This window comes from Mycolicibacter longobardus, assembly GCF_002102265.1.
Lineage (GTDB): Bacteria > Actinomycetota > Actinomycetes > Mycobacteriales > Mycobacteriaceae > Mycobacterium > Mycobacterium longobardum.
Genome location: NZ_LQPG01000057.1, coordinates 24,791 through 39,872 on the forward strand (window position 1 = coordinate 24,791; position 15,082 = coordinate 39,872).

The 15,082-nt window shown below is 66.8% G+C and carries 14 protein-coding genes; 7 read left to right on the top strand and 7 right to left on the bottom strand.

Annotated elements, in window-relative coordinates:
• The first annotated feature begins 10 nt into the window (after positions 1-10).
• The 4 genes from AWC16_RS22575 (at position 11) to AWC16_RS22590 (ending at position 4,172) form a co-directional block, all read left to right on the top strand.
• The gene (locus AWC16_RS22575; protein ID WP_133056023.1) at positions 11-544 is read left to right on the top strand and encodes a hypothetical protein; all 534 of its coding nucleotides are present in this window, start codon (positions 11-13) and stop codon (positions 542-544) included.
• A gap of 391 nt (positions 545-935) precedes the next feature.
• On the top strand, positions 936-1,901 hold the full coding sequence (locus AWC16_RS22580; protein ID WP_085266958.1) for a GmrSD restriction endonuclease domain-containing protein: 966 nt from the start codon (positions 936-938) through the stop codon (positions 1,899-1,901).
• A gap of 101 nt (positions 1,902-2,002) precedes the next feature.
• Positions 2,003-2,920: an LLM class F420-dependent oxidoreductase gene (locus tag AWC16_RS22585; RefSeq protein WP_085266959.1), complete on the top strand. Its 918-nt coding sequence runs from the start codon at positions 2,003-2,005 to the stop codon at positions 2,918-2,920.
• Between the two features lie 67 nt (positions 2,921-2,987).
• Positions 2,988-4,172: a Fic family protein gene (locus tag AWC16_RS22590; RefSeq protein ID WP_109561550.1), complete on the top strand. Its 1,185-nt coding sequence runs from the start codon at positions 2,988-2,990 to the stop codon at positions 4,170-4,172.
• A gap of 3 nt (positions 4,173-4,175) precedes the next feature.
• Here the strand turns inward: AWC16_RS22590 and AWC16_RS22595 are convergent, their stop codons facing one another.
• Both AWC16_RS22595 and AWC16_RS22600 read right to left on the bottom strand, forming a co-directional pair.
• Entirely contained in the window at positions 4,176-5,624 is a 1,449-nt protein-coding gene (locus tag AWC16_RS22595; protein ID WP_085266960.1) for a DUF4185 domain-containing protein, read from the bottom strand.
• A gap of 132 nt (positions 5,625-5,756) precedes the next feature.
• Positions 5,757-6,647 (bottom strand): LLM class flavin-dependent oxidoreductase, encoded by an 891-nt coding sequence (locus tag AWC16_RS22600; RefSeq protein WP_085267001.1) that lies wholly within the window; start codon positions 6,645-6,647, stop codon positions 5,757-5,759.
• A 58-nt stretch (positions 6,648-6,705) separates the two neighbouring features.
• Between AWC16_RS22600 and AWC16_RS22605 the strand changes: the two genes are divergently transcribed.
• Positions 6,706-7,089, top strand: a complete 384-nt coding sequence (locus AWC16_RS22605; protein ID WP_085266961.1) for a VOC family protein — start codon at positions 6,706-6,708, stop codon at positions 7,087-7,089.
• Here AWC16_RS22605 and AWC16_RS22610 read toward each other — a convergent pair.
• Genes AWC16_RS22610 through cysD form a run of 4 tightly spaced genes read right to left on the bottom strand, consistent with a single transcriptional unit; the run spans position 7,086 to position 11,104 of the window.
• The gene (locus AWC16_RS22610) at positions 7,086-7,562 is read right to left on the bottom strand and encodes an Rrf2 family transcriptional regulator (protein WP_085267000.1); all 477 of its coding nucleotides are present in this window, start codon (positions 7,560-7,562) and stop codon (positions 7,086-7,088) included. The genes AWC16_RS22605 and AWC16_RS22610 overlap by 4 nt on opposite strands.
• A gap of 25 nt (positions 7,563-7,587) precedes the next feature.
• Positions 7,588-8,316, bottom strand: coding sequence for a 3'(2'),5'-bisphosphate nucleotidase CysQ (locus tag AWC16_RS22615; RefSeq protein ID WP_085266962.1), 729 nt, complete (start codon positions 8,314-8,316; stop codon positions 7,588-7,590).
• On the bottom strand, positions 8,313-10,166 hold the full coding sequence (gene cysC, locus AWC16_RS22620; protein WP_085266963.1) for an adenylyl-sulfate kinase: 1,854 nt from the start codon (positions 10,164-10,166) through the stop codon (positions 8,313-8,315). The genes AWC16_RS22615 and cysC overlap by 4 nt, the downstream gene beginning before the upstream one ends.
• Positions 10,166-11,104, bottom strand: coding sequence for a sulfate adenylyltransferase subunit CysD (cysD, locus tag AWC16_RS22625; protein ID WP_109561551.1), 939 nt, complete (start codon positions 11,102-11,104; stop codon positions 10,166-10,168). The genes cysC and cysD overlap by 1 nt, the downstream gene beginning before the upstream one ends.
• 215 nt (positions 11,105-11,319) lie before the next feature.
• Between cysD and AWC16_RS22630 the strand changes: the two genes are divergently transcribed.
• Both AWC16_RS22630 and AWC16_RS22635 read left to right on the top strand, forming a co-directional pair.
• A complete protein-coding gene (locus AWC16_RS22630; RefSeq protein WP_234812392.1) occupies positions 11,320-11,817 on the top strand; it encodes a DUF4333 domain-containing protein in 498 nt (165 codons plus the stop codon).
• Positions 11,818-11,912: 95 nt separating this feature from the next.
• A complete protein-coding gene (locus AWC16_RS22635) occupies positions 11,913-14,561 on the top strand; it encodes a helix-turn-helix transcriptional regulator (protein WP_085266964.1) in 2,649 nt (882 codons plus the stop codon).
• Between the two features lie 18 nt (positions 14,562-14,579).
• On the opposite strand, the gene AWC16_RS22640 is transcribed toward AWC16_RS22635, so the two are convergent.
• Entirely contained in the window at positions 14,580-15,071 is a 492-nt protein-coding gene (locus AWC16_RS22640; protein WP_085266965.1) for a beta-class carbonic anhydrase, read from the bottom strand.
• Positions 15,072-15,082: the final 11 nt, after the last annotated feature.

The following is a 15,082-nucleotide window of genomic DNA, read 5'->3' on the forward strand; positions in this document are numbered from 1 at the left end:
CAACACAGTCGTGCTTCTCGTTTCCCTGGTCCCGACCGCCTGCGGGTTCCAAGACGTCACAGAGGTGTCCACTCAAGACATTCCCATCGACGACGCGGTGCGGAAGATCAACGGAGCCGCCAAATGGGCACACCTTCCGACATCTCTGGTTCCGTTGGAGGCCACCGCTCATCAGACCAACACACCGATGGAGGCAGACACTAGCGTCACACTGGCTTTCAAGGCTCCCCTAGCCGACATCGACACCTACCTGACCGCCATGCACGCGCGCAAGGACTACACCCTGGTGCGACCCGCCAATGACTGTCCCCCGCCGCCGAGCGGACAGGCTCTGGTAAGGGAACCACCGCCGCCATCATCCGAGGTGTGGTCTGATTCCGGAATCTTCGAACGCTGCGCAGCTCTCGAACAGTGGGATATGTACAGCGATGAATGGACTGCACGAGGAACAACGGTCGGAACCCTGTACCGTCAGGCAGGCATTCACCCAAGCGGCACGGATGCCATCAACGTCCTGTTCACACTGAGCGGGCACAACCTGTAGCCACCGCCTCCGCTGTCGCGGGATCTCGCATCGCGACATCGCTTCCACAGATGTCGGCGTCACCGATGCCCCCGCTCGTCTTCGCCGATACGAACCGACAGTGCACACAGCCCAATACCGAGCTGACCGGCGCCACAGGCGAAGTGAGCCTTAGCGGCTCTCATTCTGACTCGGTCGTCCGCGCAGTTCGACCTGCCGACATCAGCTTCACTGACCGCAGCAACCGCCACCATGGGAAGCACGTGGATTTGCGCAGAACTAACTCGGAGAAATCATCGGGTGAACTAGGGTCCATTAAATGAGTCACCGGGGCCACTCCAGCGTCGTAGCGCCCCAACCGGACCAGCCGCAGTCCCCCGGTAGTCGCCGAAAGACGCTGCTCATCATCTCGATGGCGGCGGCCCTGCTGCTCGTCATCCTCATTGTCATCGTCGTGGTGACCAAGCAGGGAACCTCCACCACCCCAACCACACTCACATCGAGCTACCCCACCAGCTCGCAATCCCCGCTGGCGAAGCTCGCCACCCTGCCAATCAAGGGTCGCGGCCCGAAAACCGGCTATGACCGCGCTCTGTTCGGGATCCCCTGGTCTGACGATGTCACGGTGGAGGGCGGCCACAACGGCTGCGATACGCGCAACGACATCCTGCGTCGCGACCTCACCGGTGCTGGCTTTCAGCCCGGAAATTCCTGCATCGTCCTATCTGGCGTCCTGAACGATCCCTACACCGGCGAAACCATCTTCTACCAGCCGGCACCCGAATCATTGAGCCCCATCCAGATCGACCACATAGTGTCCCTCATGGACGCTTGGGAGAAGGGCGCTCAGGGCTGGGATGAGTTGACCCGCCGCAACTTCGCCAACGACCCGATCAACCTGCAAGCCACCACCGCGGTAGCGAATCAGGCGAAGGGCTCCAGCGACGCCGCTACCTGGCTCCCCGATAACCATGACTTCCGGTGCACCTACGCGACCCGCATCGTCGATGTAAAAGCCCGATACCGGCTGTGGATCACCGACGCCGAGCATGAAACCTTGGCGTTCCTGCTCAACAACTGCGGCGACGAAGTGGCGCTCAGTTCCCTACCGCCTGTGCCGACGAGCAGCAGTGCCGCACCGTCATGGTCGGCTTCACCGCGCCCATCATCATCACCGACTCCGCGTCCAGCTCCGATGCCGGCGCCGACTCCGCCGTGCTACATCAATGTGAGGGGTGAATGCGTCCCCTTTCCGCGCGACTTCCCCCATCCCCCGGCAGGTGTCAACGCTCTCTGCCGGGACGGCACCTACTCATTCTCGGCCCATCGCCCGGGCTCCTGCGCACGCCATGGTGGCGTCGCCCAATGGATGGATTAGCCCTGTAGTTCCCCATGAAGGCCACCTCGGCCCACGAATTCCCACTTCGCGGATAGCGGAATCACTACGGCCAGGTCCCCCGCGCCCCTAGGGTCGATCAAGTGACGATTCGACTTGGCTTCCAGATCCCCGACTTCTCTTACGGCACCGACGTTTCGAAGCTGTTCCCCGCCGTCATCGCGCAGGCCCGCGAGGCTGAGGCCGCCGGGTTCGACGCGGTGTTCGTGATGGACCACTTCTACCAACTGCCCATGCTCGGCTCTCCTGACCAGCCGATGCTCGAGGCGTACACCGCCCTGGGCGCGCTGGCCACCGCGACCGAACGGGTCCAGCTGGGCACGCTGGTCACCGGCAACACCTACCGCAACCCGGCCCTGTTGGCCAAGATCATCACCACGCTCGATGTGGTCAGCGCCGGCCGCGCGGTCTTGGGCATCGGTACCGGATGGTTCGAGCTCGAACACGACCAACTGGGTTTCGAGTTCGGCACGTTCACCGACCGGTTCAACCGACTCGATGAGGCGCTGCAGATCATTTTGCCGATGATCAAAGGCGAGCGACCGACCTTCGATGGCCAGTGGTACTACGCCCGCGAGGCGATGGCCGAACCCCGCTTCCGCGACCACATTCCACTGCTGATCGGCGGCAGCGGGGAGAAGAAGACGATCCCGCTCGCGGCGCGCCATTTCGACCACCTCAACCTGATCACCGGATTCGACGAGATCCCAACGAAGATGGACGCGGTGCGGCGCAGCTGCGAGGAGGTCGGCCGCGATCCGGCCACCCTGGAAACCACCATGCTGCTCACCGCGCTGGCCGGCCGAAACCTCACCGCCGATCAGATCCCCGCCCAGATCGCGCAGCGGGCGGTGGCCGGTAGTCCCGAATCGATCGCCGAGCAGATCAAGACCAAGGTGCTCGACGCCGGGGTCGGCGGAGTGACCATGAACATTCCCGGCTACGTCCCTGGGGTGATCACTGAAGTCGGTGCGGCATTGCGCGCAGTGTTCGACGTTTGAGCCGTAAGTGAAGTTAACTGACGTCGTTAACTTCACTTAAGTGTCTAAGTGAAGTTAAACTGGCATCGTGACTTCACTTCGGCCCGTCATCTACGAGGACGTGCGTTGGGAACCGCAAGGGGTGCGGTACGCGAGTACCGCGCTGCCGAAGTACGGCACCTATCACCCGGCGATGCCGGCCGACATCGCCGACTTGACCCTGGATCTGCCACCGGCCGTGCTCGCGGAGGCCGAGACGGCCAGCCACGAGATCACCCGCTTCGACGCTGAGCTCGGACGCGAGATCGCACCATTCGCCTCCGTGCTACTGCGGTCCGAATCGGCAGCCAGCTCGCAGATCGAGAACCTGACGGCGTCGTCGCGCGCTATCGCCGAAGCCGAACTGTCCGGCGGCAGCACCAAGCGCAACGCCGAGATGATCGTCGCCAACACCGCTGCGATGCAGGCGGCGATCGCCTTGTCCGATACGGTGGATGCCGCGGCAATTCTGGCGATGCACCGCGCGCTGATGCATAGGGAACCCCGCCACACGCCTGGTGAATTCCGCACCGAGCCGGTTTGGATCGGCGGCGGATCCAACCCCATTGGCGCGACATTCGTCGGCCCGCGCCACGAGCTGATTCCCGGCGCGATCACCGACCTGATCTCGTTCGCGCAGCGTTCCGACATTCCCGCACTGCCACAGATCGCGGTGGCCCACGCTCACTTCGAGACCATTCACCCTTTCACTGACGGGAACGGACGCACGGGCCGCGCGCTGGTGCAGGCCATGCTGCGCAACAAGGGAATGACACGACAGGTGACGGTGCCGATCTCAGCAGGATTGCTCGCCGACACCGGCACCTACTTCGCCGCGCTCACCTCCTACCGCGAGGGCAACGCGGCACCGATTGTCGTGCGCTTCGCGCAGGCCGCTGTCCTGTCCATCGCCAACGGGCGGGAGCTGGTCGCCGAACTTCGGGATATCCGGGAGAACTGGAACTCTCGGATCACCGCGCGCTCTGACTCAGCGGTGTGGAAGGTCGCCGACCTGTTGACCCGCCGCCCCGTCGTCAACGCGGCGCTACTCGCGGACGAGTTGGGTATCGAATCGACCAACGCCCACCGCTATCTGAATCCGCTGGCGGAGGCGGGAATCCTCATCGAAACGTCCAGCGGCTCCCGCAACCGGGTGTGGCGTTCCGCCGAGGTGCTGGCCGCACTCGACGCATTCGCCGAACGAGCCGGGCGGCGGAACCGATCCGAGCGTTGAGCCTCAGCCCAACACGGTGTGCATCAACATCACGTCGTAGGCGTTCCACAGCGACAGCGTGAAGTACACGTCCTTGCCCGTCGACCAGGGATGCATGTAGGGCGCGTAGATGCCGCCGGGAATCTGGCCGGTGGGAATCAGCGTCTGCTCGGCGCTCCACGGCCCCTGGGGCGTGGGAGCGGTGCGGGCCACGACGTCATTGCCGCCGTTGCCGTACAGCGCCAGGTACTGCTTGAGATAGGTGTTGTACTGCACCGACATCTCGCCCACCGGGCCGGGGATCACCGGGGTGGCCGCGGCCGGGTTGTTGGGCACCCACGAACCACTGTCCCCGTTCCAGTACTGGTACTTGGTGACGTCGGGGATGGCGCGCTCGGGCACCCGCGACAAGAACGCCGGACCGCCACGGCCGGCAGGAGTTCCGTAGGAGTACAGGTAGCCGTCATTGCCGCGTAGGAACGCGCCCTGCTGGAATTTCTCGTTGCCGGGGACGAAGTGCGCCCGTGGGACATTCTCCGGCGACGACGAACGCACCGTCCCCGGATAGACGCCCCACGTTTCGCCGTTGTCGTTGGACACCGCGATCGCCGAGTAGTTGGTGGACCATTCACCGTCGCGGCCCCACTGCTTGACCGACATGAAGTTCATGTACTGGTTGCCGCCGATCCCGACGGCGGCAGTGGGGATCATGCTCTCCTGGGAGGGCGACAATTGCAGGGCGGGCAGGATCTGCTTGGAGAAGTTCGCCTGGCGCAGTGGCGAACCCGAATACCTGTTGCCTACGGCGCCGGGGCCCACGGTGATCCCGTCGGCCAGGTTGTTGTCCTGGGTGCGCAGCAGCACGTTCTTCCGCCACTGCTTGCCCTGGATCCGGCAGTAGCCGAAGGTGTCGCCGAACGCCATGAGAATCTGACGGTTAGCGGCATCACCGTTGTCCCAAAGGATTCCGAGATCGGTGCCGGAGATGCCGAAGCGTTGCAGGGTCTGATTGGGACTGTTGGGTCCGGTCACCCACTCCACCAGCGATGTCTGGGATGCCGCGATAGCCCCGGCGGCGTCAGCGTTCGAAATACCCTGGTCTGCACCGGCGTTCGGAGCAGGTTGCGCGGGCTGCACCGGTTGAGCGGCATTCGGCGCCACCTGACCGCCCGGATACGGGGCCGGGGGCACCACCGCAGCCTGTTGCTTGATCGTGCCGTTCGGGTTGATCAGCGCGGCGATCAGCGGCCCCAGTTTGGGCAGCGGTGCGAGGTCATTGGTGCCGCGGGGCCGCCGCCCGATCGGCAGCTGTCCGGCTCCGGTGGCCGGCGAGCCCGGAGGCGGGTCGATGTTGGCCTCGGGGGCATTGCAGGTGGCCGCCATCGCCGGCGGGGCGAACTCGGTGGCCAGAACCAACCCGAGCACGACCGCCGGCACCATCGCCGCCGAGACGATTCGACGCGTCGCCGACATGTCACACCCTTCCCCAGGACCCGCTCCCGGGCCTCGCACACTGTGACGATAGTGATTTCTGGGACCCCTGTGACCCACGGGAGACCGATAGAGACGCATCCGTGACGGTGTCGCAACCAGCGACTTCGCCGCTCAGCCGGCCCGACTGACCTCGGCGATCACATCCGACACGCAGCGCAGTTGACCGAGGTCGGAGCTGGTCGGGATCAGATGAACTTCGTCGGTGCCCATCGCTTCGAACCGGCGCAGCACCTCGGCCAGCTCGTCCTCGCTGCCGGCCCAGCCCGTCGTCGGCGCCATCGCCTCGACATACTCGGCCGGAATCCAGTTCATGTAGCGCAGCAGGTGCCGGCGCACCTGGTCACGGGCCGCATCACGATCCCCCAGGGCGAACCAGAACGACGTCGCCAGGTGCGGCTTGGCCCGGCCCGCCTGCCGCCAGGCGTCCCGGGCGACGTCGAACAGTTCGCTCTGCTTGGCCACGTCAAGGTCCATGGTGATGCCGGCCAGGCCCTCGGCCCAGCTCGCCGCGCTGCGCAGCGTCTTCGGACCGATGGTGCCCACCACCAGTGGGGGCCCGCCGGGTTGGGTCGGGGCCGGCCCGACCGGCAGCACCGACTCGGTGATCTTCTCCCCCGCCCAGACCCGTCGCATGGTCGCCACGGCCTCGGCCATCTCCCGCATCGTCTGCGTCGCCGGATCGGCACCGACCGCGCGGTAGTCCTCGACCCGGCCACCCACCCCCAGCCCGACGGTGAGCCGGCCGCCACTGAGCACGTCCGCGGTGGCAAGCGCCTTGGCCAGCATGACCGGATCATGCAGTTGCGGGACGATCACCGTCGTCACCAGGCGCACCCGCTCGGTCCACGCCGACAGCGCACCCAGCAGAGTCAGGCTGTCGGGGTTGGTGAACGCGATCCGCTCGCCCCAGCACAGCGACGAGAACGGCCCATCGTCTATCGCACGCGCCCAGTCGCGCAGCAGTGTTGCGTCCAGGTCCGGTTCCATCACCGGCATGGTCATTCCGACCTGCATGACCGCGATTGTGGCACGGACGCCGAGCCGGGCCGACACTGGAGGAATGAGTATTTCCTTCAACCACACGATCGTCGCCGCCCACGACAAGCAGGCGTCAGCGGCGTTTCTGGCGGAGTTGTTCGGTCTGCCCGAACCGCAGCCGTTCGGTCACTTCGCGGTCGTCGGGCTCGATCACGAAGCCAGCCTCGACTACGCCGAAGTGCCCCAGGACGAGGAGATCCGACCGCAGCACTACGCCTTCCTGGTCTCCGAAGACGACTTCGATGCGATCTACGGCAAGATCTCCGCGCGCGGACTGGAGCACTGGGCGGATCCGGGCGGTCAGCGCCCCGGCGAAATCAACCGCCGCGACCACGGACGCGGCGTGTATTTCCGGGATCCCGCCGGCCACAACATGGAGATCCTCACCCGGCCCTACGGCAGCTAACCGGAGGAATGGCCGCGCTGGCGCTCCTGGGTGCGATAGTCGGTGGCGAATTCGGCGACGTGCGCGGGCAGATCGCCCGCCGCGACAGCGGCCAGGCTGGTCTCCTCGAGCACCGAACGCATGCTCGCCCGCAAGGCCCGCCACACGTCGGTCAAGGCGGCGGTCGGGCCCGCATAGGGCAGATCGCCCAGGCCGATGTCGCGAACACTGGCCAGCGGGCCGTCGATGCTGCGCAGCACGTCGGCGACGCTGATCTCGGTGGCCGCCCGGGCCAGCTCGTAGCCCCCGTCGCGGCCGCGCTGACTACGCACCAACCGATCGGTGCGCAGATCAGACAGGATGTCGACCAGGAACTGCGCCGGAATGCCCTGTGCGGCGGCTATCTCGTCGGTCTTGACCAGGGTGCCGGGCTCCGCGGTGGCGAGTTGGACCATCGCCCGCACCGCGTACTCCGCCTTGGCCGACATCCGCATCACGAGCATTCTTCCATCTGCGGCGTCAGCCGACGGCGGCGAGCACCGCTTGCGCGTATTCGGGGCGACACACCACCAGATCGGGCAGCAGCGGGTCCGGCCGGTTGTAGACCAGCGGCGAGCCGTCGATGCGGGAGGTGTGCAGGCCGGCGGCACGGGCCACGGCCACCGGGGCGGCCGAGTCCCACTCGTACTGTCCGCCGGCGTGGACGTAGACATCGGCGGTGCCCTGTACGACGGAGGCGACCTTGACCCCCGCCGAACCCATCGGCACCAGCACGCCGTCCAGACGGTCGCGGACGGCTTCCGCGAGAGCGGGTGGGCGGCTGCGGGACACCGCGATACGCGGCGGGCCGGTGTATTCGGGTGGGGCGGGCACGGTCGGCGTGGCCAGGGTGACACCGCGTGCGGGCAGGGCTATCGCACCGGCGGCCAGTTCTCCGGCCTGCCACAGCGCGACGTGCACAGCCCAGTCGTCACGGCCGAGTTCACTGAACTCCCGGGTGCCGTCGAGCGGGTCCACAATCCACACCCGCTCGGCGCGCAGGCGTACCGGGTTGTCGGCGCCCTCCTCGGACAGCACCACGTCGTCCGGCCGTTCGCTCGCCAGTGCGGCCATCAGGAAGTCATGAGACCGCTTGTCTCCGGCCGCTTTCCGCTCTGCCTCGGTCCCGTCGGCCAGTTCTTCGCGAACCGTCAGCAGCAACCTGCCGGCCTCGGCGGCAAGCTGGGCAGCCAGCTGATGATCCGTCACTTTCGGGCGTCGATCGCGTTGATGACCTGGCGGGCCTGCTGGTCGATGCTGTCCTGCGAGCTCAATCGCACGTCGGGATTCCTCGGCCGCTGATACGGGCTGTCGATACCGGTGAAATGCGTGATCAGGCCCGCGCGCGCCTTGGCATACAGCCCCTTGGGATCCCGCTGCTCGCACACCTCCAGTGAGGTGTCACAGAACACCTCGACGAAGTCGAACCCGGCGTCGGTGTGCACCTGGCGGGCCATCTGGCGATGCTCGATCAGCGGGCTGATCGCCGGCACCAGCACGATCTGCCCGGAGTCGGCCAGCAGGGTGGCCACGTGCGCCAGCCGGCGCAGGTTCTCGGCACGGTCAGCCATCGAGAATCCCAGGTCGGCGTTGAGGCCGTGGCGCAGATTGTCGCCGTCGAGAACGTAAGCGGGCGTTCCCCTTTCGAGCAACAATTGCTCAACGCGCATGGCCACCGACGACTTGCCCGCGCCGGACAGGCCGGTCAACCACACGGTGCGGCCCTTCGACAACCGGTCCGTCGCGGTGACCAGCGACTCGTGTCGCACCGTGTTCGGGCTGGCGACCCGGCCTGAGACGTCGCGCAGCACCATGCCGGCCGCGACGGTTCCGTTGGTGGCCTGGTCGATGAGGATGAACGACCCGGTGCTGTCGTTGCGGGTGAACTCGTCGAGCATCAGCGGAACCTGGGCGCGCAGCGAAACACGTCCGAGCTCGTTGAGCTTCAAGGTGTTTGCGTCTTTGTCCCGGTGCAGGGTGTTGACGTCGAGGCGGTAGTCCAGCGCCATCACCTTCACCCGGGTGGTGCGGGTGGTGTGTTTGATGATGTAGTCGTTGCCCGGTTGCAGGGTCGCACCGTCGGCCATCCAGCACACGGTGGCGTCGAAGTCCTGGGCGACGCGCGGCTGGTTGTTGGTGCGGGCGATCATGTCGCCGCGGGAGATGTCGATGTCGTCTTCGAGAGTGACCGAGACGGCCATCGGCGGAAACGCTTCGTCCACTGCGCCGCTCGGTCCCTCGATCGCGGCGACCCGGCTCGGCTTGCCGGACGGCAGCACCACGATGTCGTCGCCGGGGCGCAGCACACCGCTGGCCACCGTGCCGGCATAGCTGCGGTGGTCGGCGTGCTCGTGGGTCTGCGGGCGAATCACGTACTGCACCGGGAATCGCACGTCGACCAGGTTGCGGTCGCCGGCGATGTAGACCTCTTCGAGGTGCGACAGCAGTGCGGGGCCGTCGTAGTAGGGGGTCTTGTCGGACTTGGTCACCACGTTGTCGCCGAGCAGCGCCGAGATCGGGATGGTCGTCACGTCGTGCACGTCCAGGCGGGTGGCGAACGAGTGGAAGTCGTCCCGGATCGCCTCGAATTGCTCTGCATCCCAGTCGATCAGGTCCATCTTGTTGACGGCCAGCACGATGTGGCGGATGCCGAGGAGCGACGCGAGGAAGGTGTGCCGGCGGGACTGCTCCTGCAGCCCGTGGCGCGCGTCGACCAGCACGATCGCCAGCTGGGCCGTCGAGGCGCCGGTCACCATGTTGCGGGTGTACTGGATGTGCCCCGGAGTGTCGGCGATGATGAATTTCCGCTTGGGCGTTGCGAAATAGCGGTAGGCGACGTCGATGGTGATGCCCTGCTCGCGCTCCGCGCGCAGGCCGTCGGTGACCAGGGCCAGGTCGGTGTAGTCGTTGCCGCGCTCCCGGGAGGTGCGCTCCACCGAGGCCAGTTGGTCCTCCATGACGGCCTTGGAGTCGAACAGCAGCCGCCCGATCAGCGTGGACTTGCCGTCGTCGACCGATCCGGCCGTCGCGATTCGAAGCAGCGTGGTTGCCGCACCCATCAGAAGTACCCCTGCCTCTTGCGGTCTTCCATACCTGCTTCGGAGATCCGGTCGTCGGCGCGGGTGGCACCGCGCTCGGTCAGCCGCGACACCGCGGTCTCGTCGATCACCTCGTCGACGGTTACCGCGGTGGACTCCACACAGCCCGTGCAGGTGACATCGCCGACCGTGCGGAACCGGACCGAGGTCTCGAACACCTCTTCGCCGTCGACGGGCCGCAGGAACTCGTGATCGGCCAGCAGCATGCCGTCGCGCCGGAACACCTTGCGTTGATGCGCGAAATAGATCGACGGCAAGGTGATGTCCTCGGCGCCGATGTAGGACCAGATGTCGAACTCGGTCCAGTTCGACAGCGGGAACACCCGGATGTGCTCGCCGGTGCGATGCCGGCCGTTGTAGAGGTTCCACAGCTCGGGCCGTTGCGCCTTGGGGTCCCACTGGCCGAACTCGTCGCGGAAGCTGAACACCCGCTCCTTGGCGCGGGCCTTCTCCTCGTCGCGGCGGGCACCACCGAACGCCGCGTCGAACTTGTTCTCGCGGATCGCCCGCAGCAGGGTGACCGTCTGCAGCGGGTTGCGCGACGGCCCGTTGTCGACCACCCGGCCGGCGTCGATGTCGTCCTGCACCGAGGCGACCACCAGCCGCACTCCCGTCGCCGCGACCAGCTCGTCGCGCGTGGAGATGACCTCCTCGAAATTGTGGCCGGTGTCGACGTGCATCACCGGGAACGGCAGCCGGCCCGGCGTGAACGCCTTCACCGCCAGGTGCAGCATGACGATGGAGTCCTTGCCGCCGGAGAACAGCAGCACCGGGCGCTCGAACTCCGCGGCCACCTCCCGGATGATGTGGATGGCCTCGGCCTCCAGGGTGCGCAGATGCGTCAGCTGATAGTGCCCGGCCGTGGGCGCCTCCGGAGTCGCGGTGATGTTACTGGTCATGACTTCCTTGCCAGAGATATCCGATAATCTTGGTGAGACTTACCATATTTGTTGGTTATGACTGGCTATGCAACCAGGTGGGCCTCTTGCTGTCAATGCGGTCTCACCTGCGTTGCCCCCCACACCCCCGGGGTGACGACAATGGGCAAAAGTTCCCATACCGATTGAGGTTGGCCGGCAATACCTTGTGGCGTATGGCCCCGTTGAAGTCCCCCATGGCTCTGTTGCTGCTAGCGCCCGTGCTGGCGAGTTGTCACTTCTCCTTCTCGGCAGGCGGGCCCGACTACAAAAAGTTGGAGAACGCGATCACCAGCGAACTCAACGAGAGCTACAAGCCGCTCAACCACCAGGTCAAGAGTGTCGACTGCCCGCGGCAGAACCCGGCCCCCAAAGCCGGCGATACGTTCATCTGCAAGGCCGATCTCGACGGCAATCCGGTGCGGGTCAAGGTAACGGCCACCGACGAGCAGAACGTCAATTTCAGCACCATGGACACCGTCTATGACCTGTCCCTGACCGCGCAGGATCTGGCCAGGGACATCTCTGCCGACCGCCGCTTCGCCGTGACCGTCACGTGCGGCGAAGGGCTGAAGGTGGTCGAGATCGGACAGTCCTTCACCTGCATCGCCGCCGACCGCCGCGGCGACACCCGCACAGTGAAGGTCACCGCGGGCGCGGTCGGCACACCGGACCGCTGGGAGCTCCTCAGATAGCCCCAGCCTTGGGCTTCGACGGTGATGTCATCACCGTCGCTAATCGAGGCCAAACTCGGCACCTGATCCTCGCCCTGCGATAGCGTGCCTGCCAAATGGCAGGCATCGTCGGGAGGGCCGACTTCAGCGACCGGCTCGCGCGAGCGTGGACGCACGCCCGGCGCGGCAATGGTCGGGTCATCGTGATCGTCGGCGATGCGGGTATCGGCAAGTCGAGCTTGCTGCGGTGGCTGGCCACGCACATCGGCGAACCCGCAACCCTGATCGCCTGCCGCGGCGGCGAGATCGCACCACCGATGGCCACTGCCGCAGAAATCATTGCCGCACTTCCCGTTCCACAACCTGAACTCGAATATGGTGGCGTAGTCGATGTGCTGCGTGCCGCCGAAGCGATGCGCTGCGCCCTGGAAAAGTCCGGCCCCGCAGCCCTGCTCATCGATGACATCCACGACGCGGATCCGACCAGCCGCACCGTGCTCAACCTCGCGTTGCGCCGCGCCGCCGCCACCGAAGTCCTCACGGTGATCACCGGCCGTCCGATACCGTCGACATGGGCGTTCGCGGAGGGCTTTCAAATCGAGGAACTTCCCGGCCTGGGACCCGAGGCGGCCACGGAACTGCTCGACAGCGCGGCCGAGGTGACGATCGCCCCGCAGGTGGTGCAGCGTCTCCTCGATGTCGCGGCCGGGAACCCTCTCGCGCTGGCCCACCTTCCCCAAGCCCTGTCGCCCGGGCAACTGTCCGGCGCGGAGCTGCTGCCCGAGGAGATTCCGCTCGCCGGCGATCTGCGCACGGTGTTCACCCGTCAGCTGCCGCCTGCCGGGTCACCGGCCCGCGAGCTCCTCGACCTGGCCGCGCTGTCGGCCGACGGTCGATGGTCCGTACTCACCCAGCTGTGCCCCGATGCCGCGACGGCACTGAGCCACCTGGAGAACACCGGCCTGGCCCGCCTGCACGAAGGCCGGCTGACCCTGCAACATCCGCTGCTGCGCGGTGCCGCCGTCGCGGCCATGTCGCCGGACCATCGGCGCGCGCTCAACCTGGAGTTCGCGGCGATCGACTCGCTGCCCGAGGAGGTCCGGCTCGTTCACCGAGCCCGCGGCACTCTGGGACCAGACGACGAACTGGTGGACGCACTGGTCGAATCGGCGCGGGTGACGCGCATGCGAGGGGGCACGGATGCGGCGGCACGCATGCTGGACCGGGCCGTCGACCTCACCGGCAACGACACCCGGCGCGCAGCGCTGCAGTTGGAGGCCGCCCAACTGCTCGGCGTCGCCGGCGAGGCCGCCGCGGCGCGCAACCGGCTCGAGGCGCTGCTGGCAAACCCATCGGCACGCGAACTGCACGTTGCGGCAACACTCACGCTGGCCATCCTGGAGGCGCTCAGCGGCGCGCCGGCCGCCGCCTGGCAGCGGCTGGTCCAGTGTCTGGCGGTGGCGTCACCAACCGAGCTGGGCATCGTTCACGCCCGCATGAGCATCCCGCTGGGCATGCTCGGCCTCGTCGGAGAGATCTTGGCCAACGCCGAAGCCGCCGTCAGCCACAGCAAGCCCGACACCCCGGCATGGGGCGTCGCCCGGCTGATCCGGGCCCACGCGGCCAGCGCCCAGGACGAGCGGCGGGCCAACGAGCTCGTCGACGAGCTCGTCGACGGACCGGACCTGGTCGAACTGGTCGATTTCGACCCGATGGTCGGCCTCCACATCGGCCGGGCGCTGGCGATCGCCGAACGCTATGACACCGCGGTGTCCACCTTGTCCACGCTCGCCGCCCGACTACGCGGTGAGGGCGCCCGCTCCTCGCTGGCGATGACATTCGGCGCCCTGGGCGAGACCTGGGTTCGCGCATCACGTTTCGATGAGGCGCTGGTCTGTCTCGACGAGGCGATCGCGCTCAGCCTGGCGACCGGCCAGCGGGCGTTCGCGCCGTTCTGGCTGTCGCTGCGCGGCCGCGTGCACGCCCTGCGTGGCGACGACGAGGCCGCCCAGCAGGATCTGGAACTCGGCTTCGCCATCACCGACGAACAGTCGACGTTCGGTGCCCGCTACTTCCTGCTCGCCAATGCGGGCCTGGCCGCCCTGACTGCGGGGTACTACGACCAAGCCATCGCCAAGCTGGCCGAGATGTGGGCGTTCGAGCAGGCGGGCGGGCTTTTGGCTCCACAACTCGCCCGCTGGCATGCCGATCTGGTCGAGGCCTATGCGTGCTCCGGCCGCAGCGCAGAGGCAGAACCGATCGTCGCGCATCTGTCGGCGGTGGCCGCGACACCGAGTGCGAGCCGCTGGACCGCGGCAACCGCCCTGCGAGCCCAGGCCCTGGTCTGCGCCGATCCTGCCCGCGCAATCCAGCTACTCGACCAGGCGCTGGCGATCTACGATCCCGAGGTCGACGGGTTCGACCACGCGCGCACGCTGCTGCTCAAGGCGCAGCGCGACGGACGAGCGGACACCCGCGCCGCTGCCCTGTATGCGTTCCGCCGTCTCGGCGCGGCACCGTGGGCAGCGCGATTGACCACTTCCCCGCCCACGCCGGGTGCCGTGCCGCTGACCGATTCCGAGCGGCGTGTGCTGGAGGAGGTCGCCAAGGGCTTGACCAATCAGCAGATCGCCAGGCGACTTGATGTGAGTGCCAAGACAATTGCCAATCACCTCTACCACGCCTACCGCAAGCTCGGGGTGGCGTCGCGCACCGAGGCAGCGCGCTACATCCTGCTCAACGACCCACCCGACCAAGCGCTGTGAGGCAGGCGGACGGCCGCGCTACAGGGTGATTTCGCCGAGCTTGCCGGTGGCGACGTCGAAGACGAACCCGCGCAACGACGTGGTCTTGGTGATGAACGGGCTGGCCTTGATCCGTCGCAGCGACTGCCGGACATCCTCGGCCTCGTCCGGAAACGCCTCGGCGGCCCAGGCCGGGCGAAGCCCGGTCTCCTCCAGGATGGAGCGCTTGAAGTCGTCGTCGGTGAAGGTGAGCATCCCGCAGTCGGTGTGATGGATCAGGATGATCTCCCGGGTGCCCAACAGTCGCTGGCTGATGGCCAGCGACCGGATCGCGTCATCGGAGATGACGCCGCCGGCGTTGCGGATCGCGTGCGCCTCACCCTCGTGCAGGCCCAGCACCCGATACACGTCGATGCGCGCATCCATGCAGGCGACGATCGCCACGTGCTTGCTCGGCGGCATAGGCAGCGGACCCTTGAAGGTCTTCGCATATTCGGCGTTGTTGGCCAGGTAGTCATCGGTAACGGTCACGGGGCTTCTCC